General features: G+C 76.2%; 6 protein-coding genes. 1 reads left to right on the plus strand and 5 read right to left on the minus strand.

Annotated features, from left to right (window positions below; all coding sequences use genetic code 11):
• Nucleotides 1-1,300, plus strand: a 1,300-nt coding sequence (locus ABZW03_RS29080; RefSeq protein ID WP_355264548.1) for a DUF6519 domain-containing protein, incomplete at its 5' end; no start/stop codon positions are given.
• 43 nt (nucleotides 1,301-1,343) lie between these two features.
• Here ABZW03_RS29080 and ABZW03_RS29085 read toward each other — a convergent pair.
• The 5 genes from ABZW03_RS29085 to ABZW03_RS29105 all read right to left on the minus strand — a co-directional run bounded on the left by ABZW03_RS29085 (nucleotide 1,344) and on the right by ABZW03_RS29105 (nucleotide 10,089).
• Complete coding sequence (locus ABZW03_RS29085) at nucleotides 1,344-1,910, minus strand: hypothetical protein (RefSeq protein WP_355264551.1); 567 nt, start codon at nucleotides 1,908-1,910, stop codon at nucleotides 1,344-1,346.
• A 172-nt stretch (nucleotides 1,911-2,082) separates the two neighbouring features.
• Nucleotides 2,083-3,114 (minus strand): NAD-dependent epimerase/dehydratase family protein, encoded by a 1,032-nt coding sequence (locus tag ABZW03_RS29090; protein ID WP_355264554.1) that lies wholly within the window; start codon nucleotides 3,112-3,114, stop codon nucleotides 2,083-2,085.
• 17 nt (nucleotides 3,115-3,131) lie between these two features.
• Entirely contained in the window at nucleotides 3,132-3,707 is a 576-nt protein-coding gene (locus ABZW03_RS29095; protein WP_355264556.1) for a flavin reductase family protein, read from the minus strand.
• A complete protein-coding gene (locus tag ABZW03_RS29100; RefSeq protein ID WP_355264559.1) occupies nucleotides 3,704-4,198 on the minus strand; it encodes an acyl-CoA thioesterase in 495 nt (164 codons plus the stop codon). The genes ABZW03_RS29095 and ABZW03_RS29100 overlap by 4 nt, the downstream gene beginning before the upstream one ends.
• The gene (locus ABZW03_RS29105; RefSeq protein ID WP_355264562.1) at nucleotides 4,198-10,089 is read right to left on the minus strand and encodes a type I polyketide synthase; all 5,892 of its coding nucleotides are present in this window, start codon (nucleotides 10,087-10,089) and stop codon (nucleotides 4,198-4,200) included. Before ABZW03_RS29105 ends, ABZW03_RS29100 begins: the two co-directional genes overlap by 1 nt.
• Nucleotides 10,090-10,372 lie beyond the last annotated feature (283 nt).

The following is a 10,372-nucleotide window of genomic DNA, read 5'->3' on the forward strand; positions in this document are numbered from 1 at the left end:
TCTCGGTCGCCATCTCGTCCAGCAGCGCCTGCTTGTCCTTGACGTGCCAGTACAGCGCGGGTGCCTTGACGTCGAGCCGGGCAACCAGAACGCGGACGACCTCACCATCGGCGGCGGCCGGTACTACGTGGACGGCATCCTCTGCGAGGCCTACCGGCCCGAGCCCGGCCTCGCCGTGCCCGACGAGGGCGGCGGCGACGGGGGCGGCGAGAGCGCCGCCGGGCAGCAGCCCGCGGTCTGGACGTACTGGGATCAGCCGGACGCCTACCGGGACCAGGAGCGCCCCGGCGACCGGCTGCCCACCGCGTTCCCGTTCCTGGTCTACCTGAAGGTCTGGGAGCGCAGCGTCACCGCCGTCGAGGACCCGGAGATCCGCGAGGTCGCGCTCGGGGCGGCGATGCCCGACACGGCCGCCCGGGCCAAGGTGGTCTGGCAGGTGCTCGCCCTGCCCGCCGCCGAGTTGAACGTGCCGGACGGCGGGGTGTCCCGGGTCCGGGAGGCCTTCGACGCGTGGGCCGAACCGCAGGAGCGGGCCGCCTCCTGGCTGGCCGCGCGCGCCCGGCGGCCGGAGCGGGCGAACGAGGACCCGTGCCTGGCCCATCCCGAGGCCGCCTACCGGGGCCCGGAGAACCAGCTGTACCGGGTGGAGGTCCACCGGGGCGGCTCGGCCGAGTGCGGCGCCACCTTCAAGTGGTCCCGGGAGAACGGCTCGGTCGTCCTGCCGATCGCCTCGATCGAGGGCGTCTGGGTGGACCTCACCACGCTGGGCGACGACGACAAGCTCAGCCTCTCGGTCGGCGACTGGGTGGAGGTCGCGGACAGCGCGTCGGTCAGCCGCGACGAGGCGGCGGACCTGCTCCAGGTGGAGGAGACCGACCTGCCGGGCCGCCGGGTGCGGCTGTCCGCCGAACCGGGGCCGGAGGTCGGGCGGCTGGCCGAGCGCCACCCCTTCCTGCGCCGCTGGGACCACCGGGAGGCCCGCGGCCGGGACGCCGTCCCGCTGGCCGGCGGCGCCCTGCGGGTCCGGGAGGGCGCCTGGCTCGACCTGGAGGACGGCGCCCAGGTGTACTTCCGGCCGGACGGCGAGTACGCCCGGGGCGACTACTGGCTCGTCCCGGCCCGGACCGCCACCGGCTCGGTGGAGTGGCCGCGGAACGCGGCCGGCGAGGCGCTGCTCCAGGCCCCGGCCGGGGTCCGGGTGCACCACGCCCCGCTCGCCTGGGTGAAGGGCCCGACCACGGTCGTCGACCTCCGGGAGACCTTCGCCCCGCTGACGGCCCCGGCCCCGGGCGCGGCCTGACGGCGCAGGAGGCCTGACGGCACCGCGGCGGGCCCGGCCCCGGTCAGCCGTTCCAGGAGCCGGCCGTGGTGGCCGTCCGGGCCGGGCCGGCCGGGGCACTCGCGCCGCCCGAGGCGGTGCCGCCGGAGCCCGAGGTGGTGGTCCGGACGCCGCCCGGGGCCGGGGTGCCGGCCGCCGGTCCGGCCGAGGTGCGCGGCGCGGCCGGGGCCGCCGGGGCGCGGTGGGCGGCGGTGGTCCGCTGCGCGGCGGGGGCGGTGGGAACGGTGGTGGGGGCGTCCCCGCCCGGAGCGAGCCGCTCGATCCGCAGCACCAGGTTGCGGCCCTGGCGGTCGCCCACCCGGTCGAGGTTGCGGCTGTGCACGACCTGCGTCGGCACGCCCCCGATCTCCTGCCACCGGCCCTGCACGGCGCGGACGTTGGGGCACCACCCGCCCTGGTCCCGGTGCTCCAGCTCGAGCTCCCAGCGCTCCGCCCGCACGACGTGGACGGCGCCGACCTCACCGGGGATCTCCACCGGCGCGGCGCCCCGGACGCTCACCACCGCCCGCTGCGGGAAGCGCCCCTCCACCGCCGTCACCGTGATCCGGCTCGCCCCCTGGTACCAGGCCATCGCTGTCCTCCCTCGTCCCGTGCTCCGGGCCGGCCGAAGACCGTCCCCAGCCGGTAGCACGGACGGCGCCCCCTCCGGGGTTCGACGGACCCGAGGACGGCAACGGCCGACGGCCGGCCGCGGGCGGACCGGAGTCCACCCGCGACCGGCCGTCGGTACGGGCCGGTGCGGCTCAGCCATTCCCCTCCCCGGCGAGCCGCCCGGCCTGGGCCGCCGTCAGCGCGCCCTGCCCGTACAGCCAGCGCACCGTGTCGGCCATGGTCTCGGCCGTCGGCCTCGGCGTCAGCCCGCCGGTGCTCGCGGCGGGGTCGACCGGGGCCGCGCAGGCGCAGGTGTAGACGGCGCCGTACTCGGCCGGGATGTGCCAGGGCCAGCAGCGCTGGACCAGGCCGGCCAGGGCGCCGACCGGCAGCATCGCCCGGGCCGGGAGGAAGGCCGCGGGCAGCCGCCGCCCGGTGACCTCCCGCAGGGTCCGCACGTACTGCCGGGTGGGCAGGTGCCGGCCGGGCCCGAAGTGCCGGTCGGCGCCCGCCCTCGGCGCGGTCAGCAGCCGGGCGTGCAGCCGCGCGGTGTCCCGGACGTCGCCGACCGGGAAGCCGCCGAGCGGCCAGATCGGCATCAGTCCGCGCAGGGCGTTGCGCAGCCGGGCGTTCTGGTCGCCCGGCCCCGGGTCCTGCGGGCCGAGCAGCGCGGGCGGGTAGCTGATGACCACCGGCGCGCCGTCCCGCTGGTGGCCGCGCGCGATCCGCTCGGCCGCGGCCTTGGTCGCCATGTACGTGTCCCGGGGACGGCCGACCGGGGAGTGCTCCCCGAGCGGCCGTCCGGGGGACGGCAGCAGGGCGACGACGCTGGAGACGTGGATGACCGGATCGGCGCCCGCCCGGCGGGCGGCGGCCAGCACCAGCTCGGTGCCCCGTTCGTTGGTCCGGCGCATCTCCGCGTTCCGCCGGCTGTCGAAGGAGTACACCGCGGCCGCGTGCAGGACGGCGTCGGCGCCGCGCACCGCCCGGGCCGCGCCGCCCTCGTCGGTCACGTCCCCGACCACCAGGTCGACGGCGCCCGGGTCCACCGCCAGCAGGCCGAGGGCGCGTTCCGCGGCGGCCGGGTCGCGCACCAGCATGCGCACCCGGTGGCCGTCGCGGACCATCGCCGCGACCGAGTGGAGGCCGAGGAAGCCGGTCCCGCCGGTCACGCTCACCAACATCGGGTCGTCCCTCCCGCTCAGCCGGTCTGTTCCGGTGCCCCGCCGACGCCCCGGTGGAAGGCGCCGCCGTAGAACAGCAGCGCCTGCCGGTCGTCGGCCCACTCCGAGGCGAGCACCTCGCCGAGGAAGATGGAGTGGTCGCCGCCGTCGTACTGCTCGGCGAGCTTGCACTCCAGCCAGGCCAGCGAGTCCGCCAGCAGCGGCGCCCCGGTGAACGGGCCGGGCTGCCAGTCCAGACCGTCGAACTGGGCGGCCCCGCCCGGCCTGCTCTTGTTCGCGAAGTACCGTGCCAGGTGCTCCTGTTCGGAGCCGAGCACGGTGACCGCGAAGGACCTGGTCGCGGTGATCGCCTCGTGCATCGTCGCGGAGCGGCCCACGCAGCACAGCACCATCGGGGGCTCCAGGGAGACCGAGCTGAACGCGTTGGCGGTCATCCCGTGGGCGTACTCGCCGCCCGTGGTCAGCACCGTGACCCCGGTGGCGAAGCGGGCCATCGTCCCGCGCAGCGCACCCGGCAGGACGGCGCGGTTGTCAGCGGCCGGCACCGCGCCCAGCCGCCCGGTGCCGACCGGGGACGGGCCGTTGCCGATCACAGCGCCCGCCCCGTCCGCACCGGCCCGCCGGGAGCGGCCGCCGCCGCGAGCGCCCGCGCGGCCTGGCCCTCGGCGTACGGCGCCAGCGCCAGGCGCAGCTCCTCGGGCACCCGGGCGGGGACGGTGGCCGTGTTCGGGCCGCGCATGCACGCGATCCGCTGGCGGCCGCGGGCGACCAGGTTCTCCTGCTCGCCGTCGATCCGCAGGTAGTCGAAGCTGAACTGGATCTGGGTCTGGGTCAGCTCCTCCAGCCGCATCCGCACCGACAGCTCGTCGAACGAGGTGATCTCGGCGAAGAAGTCGCACTCCACCTTGAGGGTGAACAGCTTCAGGTCGCCCTGCAGCTCGGCGAGCACCCCCGGCGCCTTGTCCTTGAGGAACATCTCCCGGCAACGCCCCTGCCAGCGCAGGTAGTTGACGTAGTAGACGTTGCCGACGAGGTTGGTCTCCTCGAACCCGACGGTGTGCCGGATCTCGTAGTAGGCCGACATCAGTTCTCCTTCCCGACCAGGACCGCGAAGACCACCGGCTCGGTCCGGTCGTTGACGGTGGTCACCCAGGTGGCGACGGCCGCGTCGCCGGCGGACAGCACGACCCAGCCGCCCGGGTGGACCCGGTCGAGGGTCAGCGCCTGCGAGGTCGCACCGGACTTGCGCAGGCATTCCAGCGCGCTCCAGACCCTGGTGCCGGCCACCGCCGGGCTGCAGCCCGCCTCGCTCACCAGCAGGTCCCGCAGCGCGAGTTGGCCGCTTCCCAGCAGCGCGTCCCAGTCCTCGGCGGTCCGCTCCAGGACGGTCTCGACGTCGCAGCCGAGGCGTCCCCGGCCGGCCACCGCGAGGGTCAGTCCGGGGCCGTGCGAGGCCGACACGGTGATCCCGTCCAGCTCGGGCGCGCCGGCGATCTCGGGCTTGCCGTCCGGCCGGTGGCGCAGTTCCACCGGTCGGCCCAGCGCCCGGCCGAGGGCGGTGCGGGTCCGGGCCCGGCGGTCGCCGTCGGCGCCCCCGGCGTCGGCCGAGGACTCCTCGCCCGGCTTGGCCGCGGGCTCGACGACCACCGCGCGGCTGCCGCCCAGCACCCGTTCCAGGCCGCGCTCCAGGTACGAGCCGAGCATCGCGGGCACCCACGGTCCGGCGCCGTCGCGCTTGCGGACGGCGACCAGGGTCAGCCCCTCCCAGCGCTCGACCACCTTCCCGGCCGGGGTGCGCACGTCGAGGTCGTAGACGTAGGTGTCCCCGTCCTGCGAGCGCTCCCTCGCGTCGAGCACCACGTACTCGGCGTCCTGGTCCGCCGGGTCGGCGAGCCAGAGCCGCTCGATGCCCTGCGGCAGCAGCGTGGCGTCCGGCACGCAGCACTGGATGGCGTGCATCATCGCGTCCCGGGTGCCGGGGTCGGCCAGCTGCTGGTCCTGCGGCAGGAAGGCCGCGAACCAGGGCGCCTGGGCGGTGGTGGAGATCTCCGCCAGCGCGTGCCGGGCGCTCGCCCGCCGGTACTCCAGCAGGCGCTGGAACCGCTTGCCCTGGAAGAGCACGCTGCCGTACAGCTCGGTCACCGGGTCCACCGGCACGGCCGGCAAGCCGAACTCGACCGGCACCGGCGTGCCGGGCAGCTCGGGCCGCGGGTAGCGCAGGGTGGCCCGGAAGTGGTCGGCGGCGAAGTCGGTGCCCTCGCTGCGCAGCACCACCTCCACCGTCCCCGGGTCCCGGACCAGCGCCGCGATCCGGATGGTGGTCGAGCCGCCGGGGCGCACCACCACGGGGCGCCGGAACTCGACGTCCTCCAGCAGCGGCGGGCCCTGGTGGCCGCTCACCGCGGCGGCGACCTGGGCCATCGCCTCCATGCCGAGCACGGCCGGGAAGAGCAGGTCGTCCTGGAGCCGGTGGTCGGCCAGGTACGGGTCGGCGCCCTCGGTCAGCTCGGTCTCGGTGATCAGCTCGATGCCGGGGTGGTGCGCCACCACCCGCTCCACGAACCTGGTCAGCGGCAGTTCGCGCCGGGCGGTGGTCAGGGTCGGCAGGCCGCCGGCCCGTCCGCTCACCACCAGGACCGGGCCGGCCGAGGGGTCCGCGAGCACCTCGCGGAGCACCTGGATCCCGTTCTCGGTGGAGATCGGCGTGATGCCCTCCCGGATCAGCGCCTCGACGACGCCGAGCCGTTCGCCCATGCCCGCGCCGGACCAGACCGACCACTCCAGCGCGAGCGCCCGGGCCTGCGGGTGCCGCTGCTGGAAGCGGAGGGTCAGCTCGGTCATCCAGTCGTTGGCGGTGGCGTAGTGCGCCTCGCCGCGCAGTCCGGCCCGGCCGATGATCGAGCCGAAGGTGATCAGCAGCTTCAGGCGCTCCGGTGCGACGGCCGCCAGGACCGCCTCCAGGCCCTCGGTCTTGGGCGCCAGGGTCTGCCGGAAGTCCTCGGCGGTCAGCGCGTCCAGGGCGGCGGGCTGGTTGCGGCCGGCGCCGTGCAGCACCGCGGTGACCGGGCCGAGCCCGGCCTCCAGCTCGGCGACCGCCGCGGCGACCTCCTCGGCCGAGGTCACGTCGGCGCGGGCGTACCGGTAGCGCAGGCCCGCGGCCTCCATCCGGGCGAGGTTGCCGGCGAGTTCGGCGTCGGCGGCCGGGTCGGCCCGGCCGATCAGGGCCAGGCCGGCCCCGGAGTCCTTGGCCATCGCGAGGGCGCACTCGGCGGTGATGCCCTTGCCGCCGCCGGTGACCAGCAGGACGTCCCCGTCGTCCAGCGGGGACGCGCCCTCCGGTGCCGGGCGCAGCTGCAGCGGCCGGAGCACCGGGACGGTCCGGCGCCCGTCCGGCTGGTAGCGGACCTCGGCGAAGCCGGCCGTGGCGGCCGTCTCGGCGACCACCCGGGCCACCGCCTCGTCCCGGGCCGCGCCCTCGGGGGCGGTGTCGGGCAGTTCGACCACCGTGACCGGGACGAACGGGTGCTCCAGGTGCAGGGTCTTGGCCAGGCCGGCGGCGCCGAGCCGGTGCTGGACCACGACCAGCCGGGTGCCCTCGGGGGCGGCCAGCACGGCCCGACCGGCGGTCAGGAAGAGCTCCGCCTCGTCCGGTCCGCACGCGTCCGGGAGGCAGAGCAGCACGCCGTCCCCGAGGCCGGCGCCGGCCAGCGCGGTGCGCAGCGGCTCGGCCAGCGGGTGGCCGGGCGTGCTGTGCGCCGTCCACTGCCCGGCGCGCTCCGCGGGGCCGGGCTGCGGGCGGGCCGCCGGCTCGGCCTCCACGTGCTCGACCGCGAAGGGCCGTACCCAGGGGGCCACGCCGGCGACCTCGCCGGCCGGTTCGCCGCCGTCCTGCGCGGTGTCCGCCAGCTGGTCGATCAGCTCGGCGATCTCGCCCAGGTTGACGGTCGCGTAGTTGGGCGTGGCGGCGAGCACGGGCTGGCCGAGCGCGCGGGTGACGTCGTTGACGATCTGGCCGATGGTGATGGAGCTCAGGTGCAGGTCGTCCATCGGGTGGGTCCGCGCGGTGACGGAGTCCAGCGGCAGTTCGACCCGCTCGGCGGCGAGCCGGCGCAGCAGCTCCAGGGTGTCGGCCCGGTCGGCGCCGGTGTCCGCGGCCTCCGGCCGTCCGGCCCGGCCGTCGCGGGCCGGCCCGCCGTCCGCGCTCTCCCGCACCGTCAGGTCCGCGTCGATGGCCGGGGCGGCCTCGCAGGGGTTGGCCAGGAAGGTCATCGCGCCGTCCGCCGGCAGCGGCCGGACCAGCCGGTCGCCGAACAGGGCCGCGGTGCGCAGCGGTGCGCCGAGCACGTACGCGGCGCCGGCGACCCGGAGCAGCGGGCCGAGCGAGGCGCTGTCGGTGTCGACCGCCAGGGTGGTGACGTCCGGGGCGATCTCCGCCAGCAGGCCGGACAGCACCCGGCCGGGGCCGACCTCGACGACCAGGTCCGCGTCGGCGACCGCCGCGGTGGCGGCCTCCTGGAAGCGGACCGGGAGCAGGACCTGCTCGCGCAGCACCTCCCGCAGGTCGGCGGTCGGGTCCAGGAGCCGGCCGGTGACGGTGGAGGCCATCGGGCGCACGGGCTGTTGGAAGTCGAACTCCGCGAGTTCGGCCGCCATCGCGACCGCGGCCGGCTCGACCAGCGGCGAGTGGAAGGCGTGCGACACGTTCAGCCGGGTCGCCGTGATCCCCTCGGCCGCGGCCCGGCGGCAGACCTCGTCGACCGCCTCGGCGGGGCCGGAGAGCACGGTCTGCCGGGGCCCGTTGTAGCCCGCGACGACCACGTCCTGCCCGGCGGACAGCCGGGCGGCCTGCTCCGGGGTGGCCGCCAGGCCGGCCATCGCGCCGCCGCCGCGGCTGGCCCGCGCCATCACCTGGCCGCGGACGGTGGCCAGGCGCACCACCTGCTCCTCGCTCATCGCGCCCGCCCAGTGCAGGGCGGTCAGTTCGCCGAGGCTGTGGCCGACGGCGGTGTCGGCGCGGATGCCGAAGGCGTCCAGCACCCGCAGGGCGGCCAGCGAGCCGGTGACGATGCGCGGCTGGGCGACCTGGGTGGCGACCTGGTCGTCGCCGGTGGGCAGGGCGGCCGCGCGGAACACCTCCTCCGCGGCGGCGAACCGGCGCCGGATCGCGCCGACGGCGCCGCGGCCGGAGCCCTGCCCCGGGAAGAGGTAGGCGATCCGCGGGGCGCTGCGGGCGCGGCCGAGGAAGACCCCGTCACCGGCCGAGAACGCCTCCCGGGCGCCGGAGTCGAGCAGGGCCAGCAGCCGTTCGAGGCCGCGCACGGCGTCGTCCGGTCCGGTCGCCACGACGGCGGCGCGCACCGGGCCGCCGGTCAGCCGGTCGGCCAGCGTGCCGGCCAGGTCGGCGAGTTCGGCCTGGGCCAGCTTGGGCACCAGCTCCAGCAGCCGGGCCAGTTCCGCGCGCAGCGCGGCCGTGTCCGGGCCGTCCAGCAGCAGCAGTTCGGCGTCCTGGCGGCCGGCGACCAACTGGAGGGTGCGCTCGTCGATCGCCGCGCGCCGGGTGTCGCCGGGGGCCTGGGCGAGCGTGACGTGGGTGTTGATCCCGCCGAAGCCCATGGCCGACACCCCGGCCCGGACGGGCTGGTCGGCCGGCCAGAGCTCGGCCTGGCGCGGGACGTACATGGCCGCGTCGTCGCCGAGCAGGCCCGGGTGCGGGTCGACGTGGCCGGTGGCCGGGGGGATCACCTGGTGGTGCACGGCGAGGGTCGCCTTGATCAGGCCGGCGACGCCGGCGGCGGCCTTGGTGTGCCCGAAGTTCCCCTTGACGGTCCCCAGCGCGGCCGGACGGGCCGTCGGGTCCGCGGTGCGGCGCGCGGAGGACAGCGCCTCGATCTCGGTCGCGTCGCCGAGCGCCGTGCCGGTGCCGTGGCCCTCGAAGTACGAGACCGTCTCGACGCCGTAGCCGGCCCGCCGGTAGGCGCGGGTCAGCGCCAGCCGGTGGCCGCTCGCCTCCGGCCGGGTGATGCCGCCCTTGCCGTCCGAGGAGACGCCCCAGCCGCTGATGCTGGCGTAGATCCGCCGCTCCTGGGCCAGCGCGTCGCGCTCGCGCATCAGCACGAGCATGCCGGAGCCCTCGCCGGGCCAGAAGCCGTTGGAGTCCCGGTCGTAGACCTTCATCTCGCCGGTGGCCAGCGCGCCGGTCTTGGCGAAGCCGATCACCTCGAACGGGTCGATCGACAGGTCGACGCCGCCGGCCACGGCCACGTCCAGCTCGCCGTCGGCCAGCGCCTTGGCCGCCGTGACGACGGACAGCAGGGAGGACGAGCAGGCGCCGTCCACCGTGTAGCCGCCGCCGCGCAGGTCGAAGTGGTTGCAGATCCGGCCGGCGATGGTGTTGGCGAGGCCGCCGGCCAGCGAGTCCTCGTCGATGGCCGGGAACGGCGCCTTGTACTGCGGCTCCAGCTCCTGGAGGAGCTTGGCGACGTCCGCGTCGGACCAGCCCTGGCCGGTCAGCGCGGCGGCCACCGTGCGGCGCACGTAGGGCCACCGCAGGCGCATGATGTTGGCCCGCGAGAATTCCCCGGTGAGGCTGTTCCCGACGACCACGCCGGTGCTCTGGTGGGGAAGTCCCGAACCGTCCGGGAATCCGGCGTCGGCGAGCGCCTCGGCGGCCACGTCGAGGGCCAGCCAGTGCGTCAGGTCGGTCGCCCGGTAGGTGCTTCCGGCGACGCTGTACTTGATGCGGTCGAAGGCGTAGTCCCGGAGGACGGCGGCTTTTTTCGTGTAGTGCCGGTCGGGCGCGCTGCGGTCCTCCGACCAGTAGTCCGCCTGGTTCATCCGCTCGTCCGGCAGTCGCCGGAAGGCCCGCCGGCCGCCCAGTACGTTGTCCCACAGTTCGCTCGCCGAATTGGCGTCCGGGTAACGGAGGCCAATTCCCACGATAGCGATCCGCTCACTGCTCACGTATTCACCACCCATGGAGATGAATTGACGGCGAATCCCTTCGCCGACTCGACACTCTGCACTGCCGTCAAGCGTGCGGCCGGGGCCGTCCGATTGTCTTCTCCGAGTTTGCTTTCCGGCTGGTCCGGGGCCGTGCTTTTACATAACGGTGTGATTTCTCGGCGCCGCTATTCGATAACACCGTCATTTTCCGGCGGGCCCCCGGGCCGGGTCGGGCCCGGGGGCCCGGGAACGCGCCGAGGCCCCCCCCCGAGCGCCGGGGCCACGGAGCCGCGCGGCCGAGCGCCGGGGGTCAGGG

Source organism: Kitasatospora sp. NPDC004799 (assembly GCF_040609095.1).
Lineage (GTDB): Bacteria > Actinomycetota > Actinomycetes > Streptomycetales > Streptomycetaceae > Kitasatospora.

What these genes read in the sequence shown, in the direction of transcription:
- ABZW03_RS29100 (WP_355264559.1), bottom strand. Translation starts at nt 4,198, where the DNA reads ATGTCGGCCTACTACGAGATCCGGCACACCGTCGGGTTCGAGGAGACC.
- ABZW03_RS29090 (WP_355264554.1), bottom strand. Translation starts at nt 3,114, where the DNA reads ATGTTGGTGAGCGTGACCGGCGGGACCGGCTTCCTCGGCCTCCACTCG.
- ABZW03_RS29085 (WP_355264551.1), bottom strand. Translation starts at nt 1,910, where the DNA reads ATGGCCTGGTACCAGGGGGCGAGCCGGATCACGGTGACGGCGGTGGAG.
- ABZW03_RS29105 (WP_355264562.1), bottom strand. Translation starts at nt 10,089, where the DNA reads ATGGGTGGTGAATACGTGAGCAGTGAGCGGATCGCTATCGTGGGAATT.